Origin of the sequence: Achromobacter sp. 413638, from assembly GCF_043119405.1 — a bacterium.
In the GTDB taxonomy this organism is placed as follows: Bacteria; Pseudomonadota; Gammaproteobacteria; order Burkholderiales; family Burkholderiaceae_B; genus Achromobacter.
Map to the genome: position 1 here is coordinate 1 of NZ_JBICCO010000107.1, position 22,325 is coordinate 22,325.

Annotated in this window: 22 protein-coding genes and 1 tRNA gene; 6 read left to right on the forward strand and 17 right to left on the reverse strand. The window is 67.3% G+C overall.

Going from position 1 to position 22,325, the window contains the following annotated elements; genetic code table 11:
- The first annotated feature begins 216 nt into the window (after window positions 1-216).
- A complete protein-coding gene (locus ACEU5R_RS28725; protein WP_392413184.1) occupies window positions 217-1,224 on the forward strand; it encodes a Bug family tripartite tricarboxylate transporter substrate binding protein in 1,008 nt (335 codons plus the stop codon).
- Window positions 1,225-1,235: 11 nt separating this feature from the next.
- On the forward strand, window positions 1,236-2,189 hold the full coding sequence (locus ACEU5R_RS28730; protein WP_392413186.1) for a succinylglutamate desuccinylase/aspartoacylase family protein: 954 nt from the start codon (window positions 1,236-1,238) through the stop codon (window positions 2,187-2,189).
- A gap of 75 nt (window positions 2,190-2,264) precedes the next feature.
- Here the strand turns inward: ACEU5R_RS28730 and ACEU5R_RS28735 are convergent, their stop codons facing one another.
- The 4 genes from ACEU5R_RS28735 to ACEU5R_RS28750 form a co-directional block, all read right to left on the reverse strand.
- Window positions 2,265-2,699, reverse strand: a complete 435-nt coding sequence (locus ACEU5R_RS28735) for a GNAT family acetyltransferase (protein WP_103273820.1) — start codon at window positions 2,697-2,699, stop codon at window positions 2,265-2,267.
- Window positions 2,700-3,023: 324 nt separating this feature from the next.
- Entirely contained in the window at window positions 3,024-3,941 is a 918-nt protein-coding gene (locus ACEU5R_RS28740) for a PhzF family phenazine biosynthesis protein (RefSeq protein WP_392413187.1), read from the reverse strand.
- Window positions 3,942-4,087: 146 nt separating this feature from the next.
- Window positions 4,088-4,933: a hypothetical protein gene (locus ACEU5R_RS28745; protein WP_392413189.1), complete on the reverse strand. Its 846-nt coding sequence runs from the start codon at window positions 4,931-4,933 to the stop codon at window positions 4,088-4,090.
- Window positions 4,934-5,089: 156 nt separating this feature from the next.
- A complete protein-coding gene (locus ACEU5R_RS28750) occupies window positions 5,090-6,208 on the reverse strand; it encodes a flavin-containing monooxygenase (RefSeq protein WP_392413190.1) in 1,119 nt (372 codons plus the stop codon).
- Between the two features lie 155 nt (window positions 6,209-6,363).
- Between ACEU5R_RS28750 and ACEU5R_RS28755 the strand changes: the two genes are divergently transcribed.
- On the forward strand, window positions 6,364-7,635 hold the full coding sequence (locus ACEU5R_RS28755; protein ID WP_392413192.1) for a serine hydrolase domain-containing protein: 1,272 nt from the start codon (window positions 6,364-6,366) through the stop codon (window positions 7,633-7,635).
- A 53-nt stretch (window positions 7,636-7,688) separates the two neighbouring features.
- Complete coding sequence (locus tag ACEU5R_RS28760) at window positions 7,689-8,360, forward strand: alanyl-tRNA editing protein (RefSeq protein WP_103273816.1); 672 nt, start codon at window positions 7,689-7,691, stop codon at window positions 8,358-8,360.
- On the opposite strand, the gene ACEU5R_RS28765 is transcribed toward ACEU5R_RS28760, so the two are convergent.
- The 11 genes from ACEU5R_RS28765 to ACEU5R_RS28815 all read right to left on the reverse strand — a co-directional run bounded on the left by ACEU5R_RS28765 (window position 8,357) and on the right by ACEU5R_RS28815 (window position 17,826).
- On the reverse strand, window positions 8,357-9,250 hold the full coding sequence (locus ACEU5R_RS28765) for a hypothetical protein (protein ID WP_392413193.1): 894 nt from the start codon (window positions 9,248-9,250) through the stop codon (window positions 8,357-8,359). The genes ACEU5R_RS28760 and ACEU5R_RS28765 overlap by 4 nt on opposite strands.
- Window positions 9,251-9,395: 145 nt before the next feature.
- Window positions 9,396-9,472: transfer RNA gene (locus tag ACEU5R_RS28770), tRNA-Pro, on the reverse strand.
- A gap of 400 nt (window positions 9,473-9,872) precedes the next feature.
- On the reverse strand, window positions 9,873-10,331 hold the full coding sequence (locus ACEU5R_RS28775) for a MerR family transcriptional regulator (protein ID WP_233772407.1): 459 nt from the start codon (window positions 10,329-10,331) through the stop codon (window positions 9,873-9,875).
- A gap of 57 nt (window positions 10,332-10,388) precedes the next feature.
- Window positions 10,389-10,727 carry an integration host factor subunit alpha gene (locus tag ACEU5R_RS28780; protein ID WP_103273814.1) on the reverse strand — a complete coding sequence of 113 codons (339 nt, stop codon included), beginning with the start codon at window positions 10,725-10,727 and terminating at the stop codon, window positions 10,389-10,391.
- Window positions 10,728-10,729: 2 nt separating this feature from the next.
- Entirely contained in the window at window positions 10,730-13,147 is a 2,418-nt protein-coding gene (gene pheT / locus ACEU5R_RS28785) for a phenylalanine--tRNA ligase subunit beta (protein WP_392413194.1), read from the reverse strand.
- An 18-nt stretch (window positions 13,148-13,165) separates the two neighbouring features.
- A complete protein-coding gene (gene pheS / locus ACEU5R_RS28790; RefSeq protein WP_392413195.1) occupies window positions 13,166-14,188 on the reverse strand; it encodes a phenylalanine--tRNA ligase subunit alpha in 1,023 nt (340 codons plus the stop codon).
- 76 nt (window positions 14,189-14,264) lie between these two features.
- The gene (gene rplT, locus ACEU5R_RS28795; RefSeq protein WP_006387998.1) at window positions 14,265-14,624 is read right to left on the reverse strand and encodes a 50S ribosomal protein L20; all 360 of its coding nucleotides are present in this window, start codon (window positions 14,622-14,624) and stop codon (window positions 14,265-14,267) included.
- A gap of 17 nt (window positions 14,625-14,641) precedes the next feature.
- Window positions 14,642-14,839 carry a 50S ribosomal protein L35 gene (rpmI, locus tag ACEU5R_RS28800; RefSeq protein WP_006387997.1) on the reverse strand — a complete coding sequence of 66 codons (198 nt, stop codon included), beginning with the start codon at window positions 14,837-14,839 and terminating at the stop codon, window positions 14,642-14,644.
- Window positions 14,840-15,322: 483 nt separating this feature from the next.
- Window positions 15,323-16,861: a YifB family Mg chelatase-like AAA ATPase gene (locus ACEU5R_RS28805; RefSeq protein ID WP_392413199.1), complete on the reverse strand. Its 1,539-nt coding sequence runs from the start codon at window positions 16,859-16,861 to the stop codon at window positions 15,323-15,325.
- A 112-nt stretch (window positions 16,862-16,973) separates the two neighbouring features.
- Entirely contained in the window at window positions 16,974-17,225 is a 252-nt protein-coding gene (locus ACEU5R_RS28810; RefSeq protein WP_103273810.1) for an accessory factor UbiK family protein, read from the reverse strand.
- A 202-nt stretch (window positions 17,226-17,427) separates the two neighbouring features.
- Complete coding sequence (locus ACEU5R_RS28815; RefSeq protein WP_392413201.1) at window positions 17,428-17,826, reverse strand: DUF5339 family protein; 399 nt, start codon at window positions 17,824-17,826, stop codon at window positions 17,428-17,430.
- Between the two features lie 601 nt (window positions 17,827-18,427).
- Here ACEU5R_RS28815 and ACEU5R_RS28820 point away from each other — a divergent pair.
- The gene (locus ACEU5R_RS28820) at window positions 18,428-18,766 is read left to right on the forward strand and encodes a P-II family nitrogen regulator (protein ID WP_043545226.1); all 339 of its coding nucleotides are present in this window, start codon (window positions 18,428-18,430) and stop codon (window positions 18,764-18,766) included.
- A gap of 33 nt (window positions 18,767-18,799) precedes the next feature.
- Entirely contained in the window at window positions 18,800-20,038 is a 1,239-nt protein-coding gene (gene amt, locus ACEU5R_RS28825; protein ID WP_103273808.1) for an ammonium transporter, read from the forward strand.
- Window positions 20,039-20,162: 124 nt separating this feature from the next.
- Here the strand turns inward: amt and ptsP are convergent, their stop codons facing one another.
- Complete coding sequence (ptsP, locus tag ACEU5R_RS28830) at window positions 20,163-21,872, reverse strand: phosphoenolpyruvate--protein phosphotransferase (protein ID WP_392413205.1); 1,710 nt, start codon at window positions 21,870-21,872, stop codon at window positions 20,163-20,165.
- A gap of 103 nt (window positions 21,873-21,975) precedes the next feature.
- Complete coding sequence (locus ACEU5R_RS28835; protein ID WP_103273806.1) at window positions 21,976-22,245, reverse strand: HPr family phosphocarrier protein; 270 nt, start codon at window positions 22,243-22,245, stop codon at window positions 21,976-21,978.
- Window positions 22,246-22,325: the final 80 nt, after the last annotated feature.

The following is a 22,325-nucleotide window of genomic DNA, read 5'->3' on the forward strand; positions in this document are numbered from 1 at the left end:
CGGGGGGGGGCGGGTGGTGGGGGGGGGGGGGGGGGGGGGGGGGGCCCCCCCCCCCCCCCGGCTCGACCCGCCCAGACCCGACGCCACGCCCGGGGCATCCGTAGGTGATAACCCCAGGGTCTCACAAAGCTCATTGCATTTTATATTTCAATTTTGCAATTCACTTTGCATATTTTTCACTCCCGCATTTCTCAAGTCCCTAACCCAGATCCCGTCATGACTCACCCACCCGCAGCCGTCTGCGGCCGGCGCCGCAGCCTGCTGCAAGCCGGCCTGGGCGCCGCCCTGTTGCCACTCGCGCCCTTGGCCGTCCGCGCCGATGCCTATCCCTCCCGGCCCATCACGCTGGTGGTGCCCTTTCCCGCCGGCGGCTCCGTCGACCTGATCGGCCGCATCTATGCCGAACGGCTGGCGAAGGTGCTGGGCGTGAGCGTGATCATCGAGAACCGCGACGGCGCCGGCGGCTCCATCGGCAGCCAGCGCGTGGCCCGCGCCAAGGCGGACGGCTACACGCTGGTGGCTTCGTCGCAAAGCTCGCACCTGGCCAACCCGCTAATGCACAGCAACCTGGGCTACGACCCGATCGAGGACTTCAGCGCTATCTCGCAGCTGTCGCGCTCGCTGAACGCGCTGGTGGTGCATCCGGACGTACCGGCCCGCACGCTGACGGAATTCGTCGCGCACCTGAAGGCCAATCCCGACCAGCTTCATTTCGGCACGGCGGGCGTGGGCAGCATGGGCCAGCTCAACGCCGAACTGTTCAAGAGCACGCTGGGCGTGAAGGCCGTGCACGTGCCCTACCGTGGCGGCGGCCCGCTGATCAGCGGACTGCTGTCGAACCAGGTGCAGTTCATGCTGGACAACCTGGCGCCCATGCTGCCTTACATCCAGTCCGGCAAGCTGCGCGCCCTGGCGATCGCCGCGCCCGCGCGTCCGGCCTACCTGCCCGACGTGCCGACCTTCGCCGAACTTGGTCATCCGACGCTCAACACGACCTCGTGGATCGGGCTGGCGGCGCCCGCCGGCACGCCCGCCGACGTGCTCCAGACGCTGCTGCAGGCCGTGCGGACCGTCGCCCGCCAGGAAGAATTGCAGCAGACGCTGGAGAAAAACGGCGCCCTGCCGCCCGACGAACAGACGCCGGCCCAGTTCACTGCCATGATGTCCGAACGCCTGTCCCTGTATAAAGACCTGATTGAACGCGCCGGCATCCGGCCCGAATGAGAACCGCAACCATGGACCATCCCGACTTCGCCCCCGACACCGCGCCGCTGGAAGTGCTGCCGCGCGACCTCTCCGCCTATCGCGCCGGCAACACCGGCATCGACTACGTCCATCGCTTTGAATCGGGCCGCCCGGGCCCGCACGTGCTGATCAACGCGCTCACGCACGGCAACGAGATCTGCGGCATGGTGGCCGCCACGCACCTGCTGGATAACGCGGTGCGCCCCAAGATCGGCACGCTCACGGTGAGCTTCGCCAATATCGAAGCCTACGAGGCCTTCGACCTGGAGCGCCCCTACGAGAATCGCCAGCTGGTGCACAACCTGAACCGCATCTGGACCCCCGAACTGCTCGACGGCAGCGAGCAAAGCCCCGAGCTGCGCCGCGCGCGCGAGCTGCGCCCGGTGCTGGACGCCGCCGACTACATCCTCGACATCCATTCGACGCGCGCGCCGGTGCAACCGTTCTGGGTCTACTACGACCTGCCGCGCAACGCCGCGCTGGCCACCGCCGTCGGCACGCCCGAAGTGCAGCTGGTGATGCCGGCCGAGCGTTTTCCCGGCACCGGCGTCATGGGTCACGGCCGCCATGGCGATCCGCAGTCCGACAGCGGCGGCGCCGTGGTGGTGGAATGCGGCCAGCACTTCGCGCGCTCGGCGGCCGACCTGGCCACCGACGTGACGCTGCGCTTCCTGGGCCACCTGGGCCTGATCGACACGCCGGCCTCGGCCGAGACCGCACCGCCCGCGCGACGCTACATGCTGCTGGAAGTGCACATGGTGAAGTCCACCGACTTCCGCTTCACGCGCCCGGTGCTGGGCTTCGAGGTCTTCCAGAAAGGCGAACTCATCGCCATCAACGGCGGCGAAGAGATCCGCTCGCCTTGCGACGACTGCACCATCTTCATGCCGACCCGCATGCCCGTGGTCGGACGCGAAGCGGTGTACCTGACCGTGCAGATCTGAGCGCGGGCAGGACCGCGCGCAACACGGACGCGGCAAGCGCGGGAAGGCGGCAAGCCTTCCCGTATTCGCGCCGCCTCACAGGTCCGGGATCAGGCGCTTGCCCATGCTCACCACGTCGTCCATGCCAAAGCCCAGGCTCTCGTAGAAACCGCGCACGGCCGCGTTTTCCGCACGGATCAGCAGATTGATCTTGGGGCAGCCCAGCTCCAGCAGCTTGCGTTCGGCCACGCGCATCAGCATCGAGGCATAGCCGCGTCGGCGGCAGTCCGGCGCCACTGCAAGGTAGTTGATCCAGCCGCGATGCCCGTCGTACCCGGCCATCGTCGCGGCCACGATGCGTCCGCCAGCCTCGCCCACCAGGAACAGCCCGGGCTGCACCGTCAGCTTGCGGGCCACGTCCTTCTTCGGGTCGTTCCAGGGCCGCGTCAGACCGCTGTCGTGCCACAGCTGGATGACGGCGGCCTCGTCGGCCGGATGGAAAGCGCGGATGTTCAGATCGTGATGCGACATGCTTCGTTCCTCAAAAGGGAAAAACGAAGGCCGGACGATACGCCTGCGGACGGGATACTGCGCGAAAAACAAAAAGGCCACGGGACATATCGTGGCCTTCTGCAATGCGGCGCCTGGACGGCGCCCGGACGTGACGGGCCACTCAACGCATGCGTCGAGCGGTTCGTCGGGAATCGGCCCGGCAGGGCCGGGCGGTGGTGATCGGATTCATGTGCGCCAGCTTAGCGGCGATGCGCAATCCTGGCAAGACACTCGGCTTGTCGCGCCGCCGGCTCGTGGACGACGCGCTCACCGCCCGCTCGCCCCTTACCCGCGCTAGGCGGCTCAAGACGCGGCAGGCGCCGCCAGCGTGCCTTCCATCACGACCACCGCGTTGCCCGCCACGCCCGCCCACACACCGTCCTGCCGGACCTCTGCATGCGCGTGCAGCAGGCTGGCGCGCCCCATGTCCACGCCCTGTCCCACGCGCAGTCGCAGCGTGGTCCCCGCGCCCCGCAATGCCGCGCGCAGCGCCGTGGCCGCTGCGGTGGCGCTGCCGGTGGCCGGGTCTTCCGTCATGCGGCCCGTGAACATGCGGGCCTGGATGTCGGTCGGCCCCCGCCCCGTGTCCGCAGCTGTGTCGGTCGTATAGGCATAGATGGAACGCGCGTCGTCCAGCGGCAGCAGCGCCGCATAGCCGGCAGGATCCGGCGACGCGCGGCGCAGCGCAACGCGGCTGGCCAGCTGGACCACCAGGAAGGTCAGGCCGACCGACACGACTTGCGGCGCGTGCTCGGCCGTCTCGATGTCCCCGGGCGCCAGGCGCAAGGCCCGCGCCACCGCATCCACGGGCGCCAGGGCGCGCCGGGACAGCGGCTGCGGCGCCTGCAACTCGGCGCCATTCACGTCCGCCCCTTCGCGCCGCAGCGCGATCCGCACCAGCCCGGCCGCCTCTTCGAACACGAACGCGTCCGGCACGGGACGTCCCGACGCCGCCAGCTCGCGCGCCAGCACCACCGCCGTGCCGACATTGGGATGTCCGGCGAAAGGCACTTCCCGATCGGGCGTGAAGATCCGCACCTCGGCCGTGTGCGCCGGATCGCGCGCCGGCAGCACGAAGCTGGTCTCGGAGAAATTGAACTCGCGCGCGATGCGCTGCATCTGCGCGGTATCCAGGCCTTGCGCGTCGAGCACGACGGCCAGCGGATTGCCGCCATAGGCGTGGCGGGTGAAGACATCGGCGACAACGTAGCGATAGGGCATGGAACGGATCCTGGTTGGCTGCGCGCGCCGCCCGCGCAAGGTGCGCGGACGAGTGCGGGCGCGCCATCAGTATGGGCAAGGTCCGGCCGCGCCGCCATGCACAGAGCGGCCGGGATTGCGCCATAACAGGCTGGCCGCCCGACTACCTACTTCGCGACAAAGGCCATGACGCGATCCACGAATGCCGCGTCCAGGCCGGCGAAGCCATGGTGCCCGCTGTAGCGGCAGGGATTCGCCTGATCGTCCACGCCGCCGTTGAGCCACGCGACCTCGACCTTCGAACCGGCCCAGGTCTTGAACGGCTCGACCCCGGCCGGGCGCGTCCAGCGGCAATGGTCCTCGCGGTGGTGGATAACCAAGGCCGGCGGCAGCCGCGACGGCGTGCCCAGGATGGCTTGCACGCTGTCGCCCGGCCCGGATTCCTGGCTGAGAAAGCCCGAGGACAGCACCACCTTGTCCGGACGCGCGCCCTTCGCCAATCCCTGCGCCAGCCGCTCCGTGCCCTTGCTGGTGCCGATGACGGTCACGGGCGCCTTCAGCCTGGACATATAGCCGACCGCCGCCGCCAGGTCCGTGCCCAGGTCGACCAGCATCACGTTGTAGCCACGCGCCGCGAAAGCGTCGCGGTTGCGGATCAGCACGTTGTCCGCGCCATCGGTGAACTGCGCGCCGTCCGTCACGTTCAGGCGCCCGTCGCCGCCCGTCAGCAGCAGGATGCCGCCCTTGGCCTGGTCGGCGTGCATGACGATGTTGCGCACGCCATCTATCGTGACGGTCTCGCCATGCTTGACGACGACGGCCGGCCCGGCGGCCCACGCCGGCGGCGCCACGGCCATCAGCGCGGCCGCGATGGCGGCGCCCGCGCCTTGCAGGATGCGGCGCGGCGCGGCGGGAGCCGCTGACGCCCCGGTCCCGCACGCAAGGCGGCGCACACCCTGCACGGCGTCCGATCCGCGCGCCCGCGCTGCCTTGCCGTTCAATCCTTGAACCATGTTCTTTCCACTTTCACTGTCTGCCTCGTCTGACGCATGCCAGCCATGCGCGCTTGAAAGGCCGGCTGCTTGCTCGACCCTGCGCACATGCTAGCGGGAAAGGCCATGATTCCCTGGAGAAAACGGTGAAGAATGGTGCATTTACTTTGCGGGCCATCAGCGCGGCTCCGCCGCCCGTGGCGGCACGGCAGCAGCGATCCGACGAGGCGCGTCCTCGCGTCTGATGGACTCGACGATGCGCCGCGCATCCTCGCCCGCCCCCATGACCAGCGCCGACGCGCGGTTACGCTGCCACGGACGGCCGACATAGGCAAGGCCGGGCACCGGAGAAACGCCGGCGTCGTGAAGCAAGCGGCCGTCATCGCCCAAGGCGCCGGGGATCTCGATCCAATCGGTCCGATCCCGATAGCCAACCGCCCACACCACCGCCGCCACCTTACGGCGCTCGCCGTCGGCGAACACGGCGGTATCGCCCTCGGCGGCCGTCAGCCTGGGCCGCAACTCGATGCCGCGCCGCGCCAGGCTCGCCAGGCCGCGATCACGATCGGGAAAGGGGTCCCTGCGCCGCAATGCCTTGCCGATGAATGACGCGGACGACGCGCGCATCAGCCCCAGGCTGCGCAGCCACCACCAGATCGATTGGCCCAGCACACGCTCGGGCACCAGCTTGCGCGGCTTGCCCGTGGCCAGCATCACCGGATGCGAGGCCGAGGCCAGCACGGCCAGGTCGCGGCCGCTGGCCCCGTCTCCCACCACCAGTACCGGCCCGTCGGGCAAGGACTCGCCGGCGCCGAAGCTCTCCGGGGTCAACTGCGGAATCTGAGCGCCGAAGCCGCGCGCGATCGCCGGCACCACCGGCGCCTGAAAGCCGCCCGTCGCCACGATGACATGCGTGGCGGCCAGCGTGCCGCCGTCCGACAAGTCGGCCAGGAAGCTCCCCTGCGGCCCGGCGCGCAGGCGCTGGACCGAGGTCGACAGCCGGATGGGCAACGCGAAGCGCCGTGCGTAGGCCTCCAGGTAATCCGCGAACTCATCGCGGCCGGCATAGCCCTGCGCCTTGCCCGCCAGGGCCATGCCGGGCAAGGCGCTGAACGCGCGCGTGGTGAACAGCGACAGCGAGGCGTAGCGTTGCCGCCAGACATCGCCGATCCGGGCGCTGCCCTCGACGATCAGAAAAGGAATATCCTGCCGCTTCAGCCAATAGCCCGCCGCCAATCCGGCCTGCCCACCGCCGATGACCAGAACGAAACGGGAACGTTCCAACACGCTGGACATGCTTGCTCCTTACAGTTGAACTGCCTGGCACGATAGAGGCTGTAGCCGCTTTAAGGTCCATAGGCCCGTCGAGGTCGCGGGCCATGGCGTGCCCGCGGCCCGATCGCGGCTCCCCTGCTCTCGCGCCCCGCGTTTTTCGATATCGATCACCGCCCATGACACTCGCGCTGCACCAGTACCTGCAAGACCTGGCCTCGCACGCCGATCTCCACGGCGTGCTGGGCGTCTACGCCGATGGCGCAGCCGTGGCCGAACAGGCCTGCGGCCATGCGGACCTTGCCAACGGCCGCAAGAACGCCCCGGACACCCGCTTTCGCATCGGATCCCTGAGCAAGAGCCACACGGCCGCCGCGATCCTGTTGCTCGCGCAACATGGCAAGCTCGATCTGCACGACAGCGCCGCCCGACACCTGCCGGATTGCGGCCTGGATCCGCGCATCACACCCATGCATCTGCTGCGGCACCGCTCGGGCCTGGGCAACCACACCGCCCTGCCCGCCTATTGGCCGGAACTGATGGGGCGGCACATCGCGCCCGAGGATCTGATCAGGCTGATCACCGCCTCGCCCCTGATGGACACGCCAGGACAGGCCTGCCGCTACAGCAACACCGGCTACGCCGTGCTGGCCCGGATCGCGGAACGCGTCGGCGGCGATGCGCTGCACGACCAGCTGCGCACAATGTTCTGGCAAGCGCTGGAACTGCGCGAGACGGGATCGATCGACACCGCGCACAGCATAGGCTGCATGCTGGATCCGGACAGACCGCCCGCGCCGCCCTTGCATCCCAGCGTGGCATTCGGCGCCTACGACCTGGCCGCCAGCGCGCGCGACCTGGCCCGCTGGTGGCTGTCGCTGATCGACGGCAAGGTCCTGGACGCGGCGCATACCGACTTGATGCTGGGCGGCCCGCCCGGCGACTTCGGTTGCGGCTGGTGGCTGGACGAGATCGAGATCGACGGCCGGCGCTGGCGCAGCGTCGCGCACAAGGGCGACGTCAATGGCCATACGTCCATGCTGCTGGGCCTGCCGGAACGCAGGCTGTGCGCCGTCGTGCTGTTCAACACCGCCTCGACGCCGGCCAGCGCGACGGCGCGACGCCTGCTGGGGCTGGCCATGGGCGAGGCCTGGCCTGCCTATCCCGCCGCCCTGACCGAGCACGTCGACGACTGGGCGCAAGGCGCCTATCGCGATGAACAGGGCGCGACCTACGTCGTCGACACCGCGCGCCGGCTCATCGCCGCGACGCGCGACTACGGCGTCCCGTGCCGCTATGCGATCCGCCCCAGCCAGGCCGGCCCGGATGCCCAGGCATGGCGCGCCGATGCCTTCGACGAACGCCACGAGTTCCATCGCGCAGCGGCGACGCTGACCATCACCTCGGCGGACGGAAGCAAGCAGCATTGCAGGAAAGTGCAGACAGCCTGAGCGATGCTCTATAGTCGCTGGATCATCCCAGCCCCTCGCGCGCGGAGCCCCACGTGACAGACAAGGTTTTCTGGCAAGACCCCTACCTGGACCATCTGCGGACCGAGGTGTCCGCCGTCGACGGAGACATCGTCCGCCTGCGCGCGACGATCTTCTACGCCAACGCAGGCGGGCAGGAAAGCGACAGCGGCACGATCGCGGGCATGCCCGTGCTGAAGGCGGAAAAGAACGGCCTGGACATCGCCTACACGCTGCCGCCCGGCCATGGCCTGCACGCCGGCGATGAAGTGGACGTGCGCATCGACTGGGCGCGGCGCTACGGCCTGATGCGTCATCACTTCGCGGCCGAGATGGTGCTGCAACTGATCTATGACTGCGAACCCGGCATCCTCAAGGTCGGCGCGCATATTTCACCGGCGAAGGCACGCATCGACTTCCAGCGCGCGACCAGCATCAGCGAACTGTTTCCAACCATCCAACCGCAAGCCGACGCGCTGATCGCTGCCGACAAGCCCATCGTGACAGCGTTTTCCGACGAGGCGAATCATCGGCGGTACTGGGAGGTCGAGGGATTCGCCCGCATGGGCTGTGGCGGCACGCATCCGCGCAGGACCGGAGAGATCGGCGGGATTGCGCTGAAGCGGAAGAATCAGGGGAAAGGGGTGGAGCGGGTGGAGATCGTGTTGCCGGCTACGGACGAAAACAGGCATCCTCCCCGCGGTTAGGTGTGGCAATCGACGACCGTAATTAGCGTGTCGTCCGGCAGCGCCTCCAGTATCTGGATTGCCCGAGTCCCCCAAGCCTGCCAAATTTGTGCAGCTTCGGACACACCCAGCCGTTCAATCAAGCCTTTGTCCAACCATTCGCCATTCATCACCACGGCATACGGAACCATGGCGAAGGCGCGTTCCTCTTCAATGTATTGATCACGCGGCACGAGGTACTCGTCCACTTGGTCATATGAGGTATACAAGGCCTGCGCAACGGCATGTATGACAGGTTGCGCGCGATAGGCTTCGCGGGCGGCAATGACGTTTCCCCCATGCACGACATCCAGGACATGCTTCCAGGACATCCAACCTTCCCCGCGACTGATGCTGGCAGCCGTGTCCCAGCGCTCCGCGGCCTGCCGCCCCGCCTTGTCGCGCATGGCCTCCATATCGATATCGCCCTTGCGTGCCTGATTCACAGCCGGTTGTTCCTGGCATGAACTGGACAGATTGCCGTCAAGCTCGGCATCCGCTCCTGGTTTGGTTATCAGCAAGTCCGACCAGCGTCCACCGATAACCCACCAATCCCACTTATGGTTTGGATTAGTCCGCGTCACAGCCTTGAAGAGTTTTCCGTCCTGCACGACGGCATATCCCCGCATATCTGGAGCCCGCTCACCGACGATTCTGGCGTGAGCTTCATCGGCAAGGATGTGATCCTTCAAACCATAATCGCTCAACACCCCAGGCAGCCGCTCTCCCGCATCAATCCGAGCCAGTATCTCAGCCGTGATGTCGATGCACTGCACATGCTCGTCGTTTGTCCCCGTGCAATCGAAATCGTGATATGGCTGCAACTGGCGCTCGATGTCATCACCGACGACCAGCACCAACAGATGACTCATTTCTCTTCCTTTGCGCAGGCTCGTTCAGATTTTCAAGGATCTCGTCGCAATGGAAGACGGTCAATCCGGAGTCGGGCTGTCCGCAGCAGGCAGCGGCAATGAAAAAAGCCGTCAGTGAAAAATCACTGACGGCTTTTTGAACTGCTGGTCGGGACGGCGGGATTCGAACTCGCGACCCCTTGCACCCCATGCAAGTGCGCTACCAGGCTGCGCTACGCCCCGAAAGAAAAAGATTATAGCAGAGCAAAAAATTGTTTGCACGCACTCACGCGAAAAATTTTGCAGATGCTCGAAAAAAATTTGGGACACACGTTGAACATGCTTGCGCGGACCCTGTTGAATGCAAGGGATACCCTCGCGCCTGTCGATGTGCAATCAACATACACGCCATCCGCAAGGGAGCGCCAGGTCGCCACCACATCCCCAACGGCCACGTCGATGCCGGCGACGTCGCGGCGCCAGGCACGACAAGGTCAGACCACGGCAACGCCCACGCGATGCACAAGCGTGCGACAACGCACGTCGTGCATAGCAGCTCTGGCCACGCTGACTTCAAAAACAAGGGAGACGTATTGCCGGCAAACACCGCGCCGGCACGAGGCCGGCGCGAGCGCAAGCGGAATCAGGCAGCCGGCGCGGACACGCCGGAGGATTGAATGCTGGCGGCGTGTGCATCGCCAGCCTGCGCGCCGGGCTTGATGCCCAACGCTTCGCCCAGCATCGCCGACACATTGCCCAGCTCATTGCGCAGGGCCTGCATCTCGGCGCCGGACAGGCGCACGGCGGCGTCCTGGTCATGCGGCGTGTCGCGCGCGTCGCCTAGGCGATTGCGCGCGCCGCTGATGGTGAAGCCTTGTTCGTACAGCAGCGAGCGGATGCGGCGGATCAGCAGCACTTCGTGATGCTGATAGTAGCGGCGGTTGCCACGCCGCTTCACCGGCTTGAGCTGCGTGAATTCCTGTTCCCAGTACCGCAAGACGTGAGGCTTGACGCCGCACAGGTCGCTGACTTCACCGATGGTGAAGTAGCGCTTGGCGGGAATGGGCGGTAAGGTGGTAACGGTGGATTCGGGACGTGTCATAAGTAGATTTTATGCCGCGTTGCGTCGAGCGCCGATAACATTTACCGACAAAGCGTATCACTCCACGGCGTCGGGCGCAGCCGGCGTGGCCTGCTCCACGACGCTCTTGAGCTTCTGGCTGGCATGGAAGGTCACCACGCGGCGCGCGGCGATGGGAATGGTCTCGCCCGTCTTGGGATTGCGACCAGGGCGCGGCGGCTTGTCGCGCACCTGGAAGTTGCCGAATCCCGAGAGCTTCACGGAGTCGCCGCGCGCGAGCGCGTCGCGGATCTCTTCGAAGAAGGTATCGACGATGTCCTTGGCCTCGCGCTTGTTCAGGCCGACCCGCTCGAAGAGCAGCTCGGCCAGTTCAGCCTTGGTCAGGGTACGCGGCTCGGCAAGCATAGTGTTCCCCATGTTCAAGCGCGGAGTCGCGCACCGTGTGCGCTGATCAGGGCATCCCTGATGCGCGCCATGCAGTCCGCCACCCGGGCGTCGTCCAGCGTGACCTCAGTGTCCTGTAGCCAGAATCGGAAAGCAAGGCTTTTCTCGGAAGCGGGCACGCCATCCTGGGACTTCTCGCGCCACACGTCGAACAGGCGCAGATCGCGCAGCACGGCCAGTTGGGGATCGGTCTTGGCCAGCGCGGTGACGGTGTCCAGCATGGACTGGACCGGCACCTGGGCGTCGACCCACAGGGCCAGGTCGCGCACCACGATGGGTTGGCGCGACTGCTCGCGGACCTGGGGCAGCTCGCCTTCCGACAGCGCGGCCACGTCCAGTTCGAACACCACCGGCGCATGGGCCAGGTCGGCCTGCTGCGCCCAGCGCGGGTGCAGTTCGCCGATCCAGCCGACGACCTTGCCATCCAGCGAGACGCGGGCGCTGCGGCCGGGGTGCAGCGCGGGATGCGCGGCGGCCTCGAAGCGCAGGCGGTCGCCGCGCGCGCCGAACAGCGCCTCGACATCCATCTTCACGTCGTAGAAGTCGACGTGGCGCGCGGGCGCGCCCCACTGCTCTTCCACGGCCGGGCCCCAGGCGGCGCCGGCCAGCATCAGCGGCTGGCGCACGCCAGCGACGGCCAGCGGGCCGTCCTGCGCGGCGGCGTCGCGCGTGAACACGCGACCCAGCTCGAACAGGCGCACGCGGGTCTGCTTGCGGTTGGCGTTGTGGACGATGTTGGCCACCAGGCCCGCGATCAGGCTGGAACGCATCACCGACAGATGGCTGGCGATGGGATTGACCAGGCGCACGGGGTCGGTATTGCCGGCGTAGTCGCGTTCCCAGTCGGCTTCGACGAAGCTGTAGTTGACCACTTCCTGGTAGTCCTGCGCGGCGGCCAGGCGGCGCAGGGCGTGGTTGCCACGGCGGACTTCGGGCTGCGAGAACATCTTGGCGCGCGCCATGGGCGGCACGGTGGGAATGTTCTCGAAGCCGTAGATGCGCGCGACTTCCTCGATCAGGTCTTCCTCGATCTCGATGTCGAAGCGGAACGACGGCGGCGTGACCACGAAGTCGTCGCCTTCAATGGTGTATTCCAGGCCCAGGCTGCCGAAGATGCGGCCGACGTCGGCCTGCGTCACCGGCACGCCCAGCACGCGATGGCAGCGCGCCAGGCGCATGCGCACGGGTTCGCGCTTGGGCAGGTTGACGATCTGGTCGTCCAGCGGACCGGCCTGGCCGCCGCAGATGTCGACGATCAGGCGCGTGATGAATTCGATGTGCTCGGGAATCGTGGCGTAGTCCACGCCGCGTTCGCCGCGATGGCTGGCTTCCGAACTGAACTTGTAGCGGCGCGCGCGGCCGGCCAGCGACTGCGGCCACCAGAACGCGGCTTCCAGATAGATGTTCTGCGTGTCCAGCGTCACGGACGTGGCTTCGCCGCCCATGATGCCGGCCAGGCTTTCGACGGTGTCGCCGGCCACCACTACGCCGACCTTGGAATCCAGCGTGACGGTCTGGCCGTTCAGGAGTTCCAGCGTCTCGCCTTCGCGGGCCCAGCGCACCGACAGGTCGCCCTGGATCTTGTCCAGGTCGAACACGTGCGACGGACGGCCCAGCTCGAGCATGACGTAGTTGGAGATGTCCACCAGCGCCGACAGCGAACGCTGGCCGGCGCGCTCCAGGCGCGTCTTCATCCATTCCGGCGTGGCGGCGCGGGCATTGACGCCGCGGATCACGCGGCCGCCGAAACGGCCGCACAGATCGGGGGCCTCGACCTTGACGGGCAGGCGCTCGTCCAGCGTCACGGGCACGGCCTTGGCGGTGGGCACCGACAGCGGCGCGCCGGTCAGCGCGGCGACTTCACGGGCCACACCCAGGATCGACAGGCAGTCGGCGCGGTTCGGCGTGAGCTTGAGCGTGAACAGCGTGTCGTCCAGGTCCAGCGCGTCGCGGATCGACAGGCCGGGAGCCAGGTCGCCGGACAGTTCCATCAGGCCGGCGTGATCCTGGGACAGGCCCAGCTCGCGCGCCGAGCACAGCATGCCGGACGATTGCACGCCGCGCATCTTGGCCACGCCGATCTTCATGCCGCCGGGCAGTTCGGCGCCGACGCGGGCCAGCGGCACGGTCAGGCCGGCGGCCGCGTTGGGCGCGCCGCAGACGATCTGCAGCAGCGCGCCGGAGCCGTCGTCCACTTGGCAGACGCGCAGCTTGTCGGCGTCCGGATGCGGCGCGATCTCGACGATGCGCGCCACGACCACGCCGCTGAACGCGGGGGCCGCCGGCACGGCGTCTTCGACTTCCAGGCCGGCCATCGTGAGCCGGTGCGCGAGTTCATCGGTTGCGATCTCGGGATTGACCAGGGAACGCAGCCAGGATTCGGGAAATTGCATGATCAGCCGTCGCTTCGATTATTCGTTGAACTGGCGCAGGAAGCGCAAATCGCCTTCGTAGAACTGGCGCAGGTCGTTGACGCCGTAGCGCAACATGGTCAGGCGCTCGAGCCCGGAACCGAAGGCGAAACCGATGTAGCGCTCGGGATCCAGGCCGAAATTGCGCACCACTTGCGGATGCACCTGGCCGGAACCGGAGATCTCCAGCCAGCGGCCGCGGTTCGGCCCCGACGTGAACATCATGTCGATTTCGGCGGACGGTTCGGTGAAGGGGAAGAACGACGGGCGGAAACGCACGACGAGGTCGTCGCTTTCGAAGAAGCAACGCAGGAAATCGGTGTACACGCCTTTCAGGTCGGCGAAGGAGATGTCCTCGGCGATCCAGAGCCCTTCCACCTGGTGGAACATGGGCGAGTGCGTGGCGTCGCTGTCGACGCGATAGGTGCGCCCCGGCGCGATGACCTTGATGGGCGGCTTGTGCATGCGGGCATAGCGCACCTGCATCGGGCTGGTGTGCGTGCGCAGCAGCAGCGGCAGGCCGTCGGCGTCCTGCATGTCGACGTAGAACGTGTCCTGCATGGAACGCGCCGGATGGTCCAGCGGGTTGTTCAGGGCGGTGAAGTTGGTCCAGTCGTTCTCGACTTCGGGGCCATCGGCCACGTCGAAGCCGATGGAGCGGAAGATCTCTTCCACGCGCTCCCAGGTCCGGATCACCGGATGGATGCCGCCCGGCGCGCGGCCACGGCCCGGCAGGGTGACGTCGATGGTTTCAGAAGCCAGACGGGCGTCCAGCTCGGCTTGCGCCAGCGCGGCGCGGCCCAGATTCAGGAACTCCTCGACCTTCTTCTTGGCCTGGTTGATCTGCGCGCCCATCTCGCGCTTTTGCTCGGGGTCGAGTTTGCCCAGCCCCTTGAGCAGCACGGTCAGCGCGCCATCCTTGCCCAGGAAGCGGGCCTTTTCGTTTTCGAGCGCGGCGGCGTCCTTGGCCGCGGCGAAACGTTCTTGCGCCTGGGAGACCAGGTCGTCAATCGATTGAGTCATGAATCCAGCCCTCAAAACGCAAACGGGGCCATGACAGCCCCGTTTGCAGCGATGCGCGATGAGTTAAAGCGCGCGATCAGGCAGCCAACGCAGCCTTGGCTTGCTGCACGATGGCGGCAAAGCCGGCCTTGTCGCGCACGGCCAGATCGGCCAGGACCTTGCGGTCGAGCTCGATCGCAGCCTTCTTCAGGCCGGCGATGAACACGCTGTAGCTGACGCCATGCTCACGGACGGCGGCGTTGATACGCGTGATCCAGAGCGCGCGGAACGTGCGCTTCTTGTTGCGGCGGTCGCGGTAGGCGTATTGGCCAGCGCGCATGACCGCTTGCTTGGCGATGCGGAACACATTACCGCGGCGGCCACGGTAACCCTTGGCGGCGGAAATGACTTTCTTGTGACGGGCACGGGCGGTAACGCCGCGTTTGACGCGAGGCATAGTAGATCTCCCTTAGATCAAGCGAAAGGCATCATGGCTTTCACGGAAGCCACGTTGGTTTCATGGACCGCAGCCGAACCGCGCAGCTGGCGCTTGTTCTTGGTGGTCTTCTTGGTCAGGATGTGACGCTTGAACGCCTGACCACGCTTGATGGATCCGCTGCCGCGAACCTGAAAGCGCTTTGCGGCGCTTTTCTTGGTCTTCATCTTGGGCATGTTGATTCCCTAAACTAAACACTGATTGTTGATTTACATGACGCCAGGTGCCTGACGGCGCCGTGAGCCAGATAAGCCAGACCGGCCTGCCCGCGACGGAATCGAATCCGAAGCCAGGCAAATCCGGGCTTGCTGCCCAGGGCGGCGCGACAAGACTTGTCGAACCTGTTGCCACTTCTGTGGTACTGCTCTGGTATCGCCTTCCAGCGATCACTGCTGCCTGCGCGCGGGGCATTAATCCCGGGGCATTAACCCCAGGGCATTAACCCTAAAGCCAGGCCATGCTCGAAAGCATGTTTCGCAGCGCTTTTCCCCCATGCGCGAAGCCCAAAGGCAGCTCGCGCGCACGCCAGATCCAGGAAAGCCTTTGATTATATGGCGATTTCCGGGCTTTTGTCGAATCGGATAAGGGATCACCCTGCAATGGCGAGCCAAATCCGGATGCCATATGTCCCTGGATTTCACCAAACCCTCCCTATCCTCTCACTCCGCCCGGTACTGCACCGCCTGCGCGACATGCCGGGCGCCCAGCCGTTCCGCGCCCTCCAGGTCGGCGATCGTGCGCGCCACCCGCAGCGTCCGGTGCAGCACGCGGGCCGAGCCGCGCAGGCGGCGCATGGCTTGCCGCAGCAGCTCCCGCCCGCTCTCGTCCAGCGCGCAATGACGGTCCAGCTCCGCGCCGGCCAAGGCCGCGTTGGGCTTGTCCTGACGTTCCAATTGCCGCCCACGGCAGGCCAGGACCCGCTCGCGCACCGCCGGCGAGGCCTCCCCCGGCGGCCCGTCCAGGTCTTCCGGGGCCACCGGCGGCAAGCGCAGATGCAGGTCGATGCGGTCCAGCAAGGGGCCGGAGACGCGGCCCGCGTAGCGCGCCACCTGATCGGGCGTGCAGGCGCAGGCCCGCGCCGGATGTCCGCGCCACCCGCAGGGGCAAGGATTCATGGCCGCGACCAGCTGGAAGCGGGCCGGAAACCGCGCCGTGCGCATGGCCCGCGAGATCAGCACCCGGCCGGTTTCCAGCGGCTCGCGCAGCGATTCCAGCGTGCGTCGGTTGAATTCGGGCAGTTCGTCCAGGAACAGCACGCCGTGATGCGCCAGGCTGATCTCTCCGGGCCGGGGATGGGTGCCGCCACCCACCAGCGCCGGTACGGACAGGGAATGATGCGGCGCCCGGAATGGCGGCTGCCCCGCGGGCGCCTGCGCATGACCGGCCAGCGCCGCCACGGCAGCGGCCTCCAGCGCCTGCGTGCGCGACAGCGGCGGCAACAGGCCCGGCAGCCGCTGCGCCAGCATGCTCTTGCCCGCCCCCGGGGGCCCCACCATCAGCAGGCTGTGACCGCCGGCGGCCGCCACCTCCAGCGCGCGCCGCGCCGCCGGCTGGCCGCGCACGTCGGACAGGCAAGGCACGGGCGGCGGCTCGGGCCAGGGCGCCGGCACCGCGTCGGGCAAGGCATGCGCGCCCGTGATGTGCGCCGCTACGTCCGCCAGGCTGCGAGCCGACAACACCTGCAGGCCGGGCACCCAGGCCGCCTGCTCCGCGCTGCCGGCGGGCAGGACGAGCGTCGCGTCGGGCTGATCGCCCGCCACGCCCAGCGCGATCAGCAGCGGCGCCGTGACAGGCGTCAGCGCGCCGGTCAGCGACAGCTCGCCCGCCAGGACCAGGCGCGCCAGTATGGACTCGGACGCCGGCATGGCGGGCGGCTTGCCGCCCGCGTCGCCTGCGGATGGCGGCTCCGGCAACTGCCCCGATGCCAGCAACAGCCCAAGCGCGATCGGCAGGTCGAAGCGGCCCGATTCCTTGGGCAGGTCGGCCGGCGACAGGTTGACGGTGATGCGGCCGGCAGGAAACTCGAAGCCGCTGTTGATGATGGCGGCGCGCACCCGTTCGCGGCTTTCCCGCACGCCAGCATCGGGCAGGCCGACCACATTGAAGCCCGGCAGTCCCGGGCCGAGATGGGTCTCGACCCGCACGACATGGGCATGAGCGCCGCTGAGCGCGCGGCTGGCGAGTACGGCAAGGGACAAGGCGGCCTCCGATCACGGTCAGCGGCAGGCCAGTATGCCCAAATGCCGACGGCCGCCCGAAGGCGGCCGTGCTGGAAATATCCCGCCCTTGCAGGGCGGACCCTGCCTGAACCTACTTGCTCAGAGCCGACAGGCGCTCTTCCAGTTGCTGCACCTGCGCCGCCAGCTGGTCGACGCGGGCGCGGGTGCGCGCCAGCAGATCGGCCTGCACGTCGAATTCCTCGCGCGTGACGAGGTCCATCTTGGTGAAGGCCTGGGCCATCATCGCGCGCACGTTCTTCTCGACATCCGCGGCGGGACTGCGTGCGATCAGGTCGGAAATGTTCTTCTGGATGTCTTCCATCCATTGGGTGCGGGAATTCATGGCAGTACTCCTTGTTGTTGCCTGGCTGGCTCCAGTGTAGTGCGTCCGGACGGACTGCGCCCACCGGCGCGGGCATGGCGCAATGGGCCTCGCCGGCCCTGCGCGGATCCGACGCAAAAAAAAGGGCGGACCGCATGCGGTGACCGCCCACAAAGCACAGGAGAAAACCGGGCCGCCTCGCGGCAGCCCCCTACCAACATCGTTACGGGCAGCCCATCTGGGTGGCCGATTGCGCGAACAGGTCGCTGGCCTGCTTGCACTGGGAGGCAAGCTGGGTCTTGTCGGTGACGGCGGCCCACTGCGCCTTGGCGGCTTCCATCTGCTGCTTGAAGCTGGCCACGGCTGGATTGCCATTGCCCAGCTTGTCCATGCAAGCGTTGACCTTGGCGACGTAGGCTTCGCATTCGGCGGGCGTGGCGGCCGACGAGGAAGGCGCCGGCGTCGTGGCGGCCGGCGGCGTGGTGGAAGACGACGATGCGGGAGCCGACGTGGACGGCGCCGCAGGCGTGGCGGCCTTGTCGTCCTTCTTGTCGCAACCCGCCATCAGGACGGCGGCGGCAGCCAGCGCGAGAATGCCCAGGGTCTTGCGTTCGATATTCATGAATTCCTCTTTCTTGCTTGTTTCTTGTAGAGAGGGCCGCCACGCCGGACGCCTTGTGCGGCCCCATTCAAGCCCGTGTCAGGCACAGGCTGGATCCGATTCTTGAGCAGGCGCGTTGCGGCCACAAGCGGCTGCGTGTAAACCCTCGTATCAACGCTTGGCCCCAATTTCCATACATCGGGAATACCTGGAACCCGCCCGGCAAGGGCCCGGCCGGCGCCACGCGCGCGCCTCGCGGCGACGGGCTTTCTGCCCGCCACGCCGCGCCCGGCCTAGCGGCCGCCGTTGCATCAAAGCCCGCCCGCATGCCCATGGCGCGATGAATCGCAACAGTGGCCCGGGCATATCGTCATAACCCGTCAAGGCACCCGCGAAGCTGCAATTGGCAACAACCAGCGCGCCGGAAACACGTTTGGTTTCATCCCTCACCCCGCTCGCCGCCATGCACCACTTCGAGGCTGACAGTCGTGCGTCGACGCACTATATTGGTGCAACCAGGCACAAGCTGCGCGCCTGCGCGCCCTCTTTCCGGGTATCTCCGGACATGGCATGGAACTTGCTTGATTGACGAGGCCAACGTGCAACCATGAGAGGAAATGCCATGAAACTCATCATCGCCATCATCAAGCCCTTCAAGCTCGACGAGGTGCGTGTGGCTCTGTCCGGAATCGGGGTCCAGGGTCTCACGGTTACCGAAGTCAAAGGTTTCGGCCGCCAGAAGGGCCATACCGAGCTCTACCGCGGCGCTGAATACGCCGTCGACTTCCTGCCCAAACTGCGCGTCGAAGCCGCCGTGCCCGACCACCTGGTCGACCAGGTGATCGAGGCCATCGAAATGGCCGCCCGCACCGGCAAGATCGGCGACGGCAAGATCTTTGCCGCCCCGCTGGAACAAGTGATCCGTATCCGCACAGGCGAAGCGGGCGAAGCCGCGCTGTAAACAACTAAAGCAAGATTCATCGGAGCCTGAAAAATGGATAAAGCAGATATCTCCTGGTTGCTCGTCTCTACCCTGCTTGTATTGATGATGGCAGTGCCCGGCCTGGCGATGTTCTATGGCGGCCTGGTACGCAGCAAGAACGTGCTCTCGGTGCTGCTGCAAGTGCTGTGTACCTTCGTGCTGGGCCTGGTGCTCTGGTTCATCTACGGCTATTCCCTCGCCTTCACCGAAGGCAATGCCTTCTTCGGCGGATTGTCGCGCGCCTTCTTCTCCGGCATGTTCACGCCGGCGGACGGCAAGTACGCCATGTCGAACTCGCTCACCGAGCTGCTGTTCGCCTCGTTCCAGGCCACCTTCGCCGGCATCACCTGCGCGCTGGTTGTGGGCAGCTTCGCCGAACGCGCCCGCTTCTCGGCGGTGCTGGTCTTCACGGTGATCTGGTTCACCTTCGCCTACGTGCCCATCGCCCACATGGTCTGGTTCGCGTCCGAAACCGCGCCCGGCCTGCTCAATGCGCGCGGCGCGCTGGACTTCGCCGGCGGCACGGTGGTGCACATCAACGCCGGCGTGGCCGGCCTGGTCGGCGCCTATGTGATCGGCAAGCGCGTGGGCTACGGCCGCGAAGCCATGCAGCCGCACAACCTGCCCATGACCTTCGTCGGCGCCGCGCTGCTGTGGGTGGGCTGGTTCGGCTTCAACGCCGGCTCGGCCCTGGCCGCCAACGAAAACGCCACGCTGGCCTTCTTCAACACCATGATCGCGACCGCCGGCGCCGTGCTGGCCTGGCTGATCACCGAATGGAGCATCAAGGGCAAGCCGTCCATGCTCGGCGCGGCCTCGGGCGCGGTGGCCGGCCTGGTCGGCATCACCCCGGCCGCCGGGCTGGTGGGTCCCGCGGGCGCGCTGGTCATCGGCGTGATAGCCGGCGTCGTCTGCGTCTGGGGCGTGAATGGCCTGAAGCGCATCCTGCGCGCCGACGACTCGCTGGACGTGTTCGGCGTGCACGGCGTAGGCGGCATCGTCGGCGCGCTGCTGACCGGCGTGTTCAATGCCCAGGCCCTGGGCGGCCCCGGCCTGGCCGAGCCCGGCATGATCGCTCATCAGCTCTGGGTGCAGCTCGAAGGCGTGCTGCTGACCATCGTCTGGTCCGGCGTGGTGGCCCTGATCGCCTACAAGATCGCCAACGCCCTGTGCGGCCTGCGCGTGCCGGAAGACCAGGAGCGCGAAGGGCTGGACGTCACCAGCCACGGCGAATCGGCGTACCACAGCTGATCCGACCCGCCCGGCGAGCGCCGGGCGTAGCGCAGACAAGAAAGCCCGGAACCTTGCGGTTCCGGGCTTTTTCATTGGGAAGGCCCCGCGCCAGGGAGGCGCCGCAGGCGCCTCCGAAACAGGATCAGCCTGGTCCGAGGGCGTCCAGGTCCACCGGCAAGGCGCGGTTCAACGCGCTGGCCACCTTGATCCGCAAGGCATTGGAATGGGCGCGACGCACTTCGCGCTTGACGTCCAGCAACTGCTGCGGGTGCATGGAGAACTCGGTCAGGCCCAGGCCCAGCAGCAGCCGGGTCATGCGCGAATCACCGGCCATCTCGCCGCAGACCGCCACCGGCTTGCCGGCGCGCTCGCCGGCGTTGATGGTGTTCGCGACCAGGCGCAGCACCGCCGGATGCAGCGGGTCGTACAGGGACGCCACGTCGTGGTCGCCGCGGTCGATCGCCAGCGTGTACTGGATCAGGTCGTTGGTGCCGATGGACAGGAAATCCAGCGCCTGGGCGAAAGGCTCGATGGCGATGGCGATGGCCGGCACCTCGACCATGGCGCCCACTTCCATGTGGGCCGCATAGGCCTGCCCGCGCGCGTCGAGTTCACGCCGCGCGGCCTCGATGGCGGCCTTGGTGGCGACCACTTCGTGCATATGGGCGATCATCGGGATCAGCAGGCGCACCGGCCCGTGGGCCGAGGCGCGCAGGATGGCGCGCAATTGCGTGGCGAACATCTCGGGGCGCGCCAGGCAGTAGCGGATGGCGCGCTGGCCCAGCGCGGGGTTGGTGGCCACCGTGGCCTCGCCATCCAGCGTCTTGTCCGCGCCGATGTCCAGCGTGCGGATGGTGACGGGACGGCCCGCCATCACCTTCACCACCGAGGCATAGGCTTCGTACTGTTCTTCCTCGCCCGGCAGGTCCGCGCGGCCCATGAACAGGAACTCGCTACGGAACAGGCCGATGCCGTGCGCGCCGGACGCCAGCGCCAGCGCGGCCTCCTCGGGCAGTTCGATATTGGCGTACAGCACCACGTCGATGCCGTCCAGCGTGACCGAGGGCACGTCGCGCAGCAGGCTCAGCTCGGCGCGCTCGTCGGCGTAGGCGGACTGGCGGCGGCGGTATTCCTGCAAGATGCGCGGCGAGGGATTCACCACCACGGCGCCCGAAGCGCCGTCGATGATCAGCGTGTCGCCATCGCGCACCAGCTCGCGCACGTTGCCCAGGGCCACCACCGCCGGCACGCCCATGCTGCGGGCCACGATGGCGGTATGGGACGTGGGGCCGCCCAGGTCGGTGACGAAGGCGGCGAAGCGGCCGCCACGCAGGCGCAGCATGTCGGCGGGAGAAATATCGTGCGCCACGACGATCAGGGCTTCGTCGCCGTCCACATGGCCCATGTCCGGCAGCATGGCGGACGTGCCGGCCAGCACATGCAGCACGCGCTCGATGACCTGGCGCACGTCGGCGCCGCGCTCGCGCAGGTACTCGTCCTCCATGGCGTCGAACTGCTGGCCCAGGATCTGGCCCTGCGTGGTCAGCGCCCATTCGGCGTTGTAGTGCCGCTCGGCGATCAGCGCCAGCGTCTGCTCGGCCAGCAGCGGGTCGCCCAGCAGCAGGCTGTGAACGTTGAGCATGGCGCCCAGCTCGCGCGGGGCGTCGGCCGGCAGGGTGTCGGCCAGCAGCAACAGTTCCTGCTGCGCGTCGGCCAGCGCCTGGGTCAGGCGGCTGCTTTCGGCGGCGATATCTTCCGGCGCGATGCGGTAATGCGCCACTTCCAGCGCCGCGGCGCCCATGACCACGGCGCGCCCGATGGCGTAACCGCGAGCCACGCCCTTGCCGTACAGACAGACGACGGGGCTGGCAGCGCCAGCCCCGGACGGGACGTCCCCCTGGGACGTGACGGACCCGGCCCGGGCAGCACCCGAGCCGGCCGGTTCAGGGGACGTTCTATTCCTGCTCACCGAATTTGCTGTCAAACAGGGTTTCGATTTCAGCAAGCGCCAGCTCGGCGTCGGCGCCGGAGGCTTCCAGACGGACCGTCACGCCCAGACCGGCGGCCAGCATCATGACGCCCATGATGCTCTTGGCATTGACGCGCTGCGCGCCGCGCGAAATGAAGATCTCGCTGGAGAACCTGCTGGCCAGCTGCGTCAGTTTGGCGGCCGCCCGGGCATGCAGGCCCAGCTTGTTGCTGATGACGATATCGGTATTGGGCATAGGGATCTTGGTGTCTGCGGCTGTCCGGTATCAGTGTCGGTGGCGGGGGGTTGGCCCCCCCCGCGCCGGCTGAAATATTA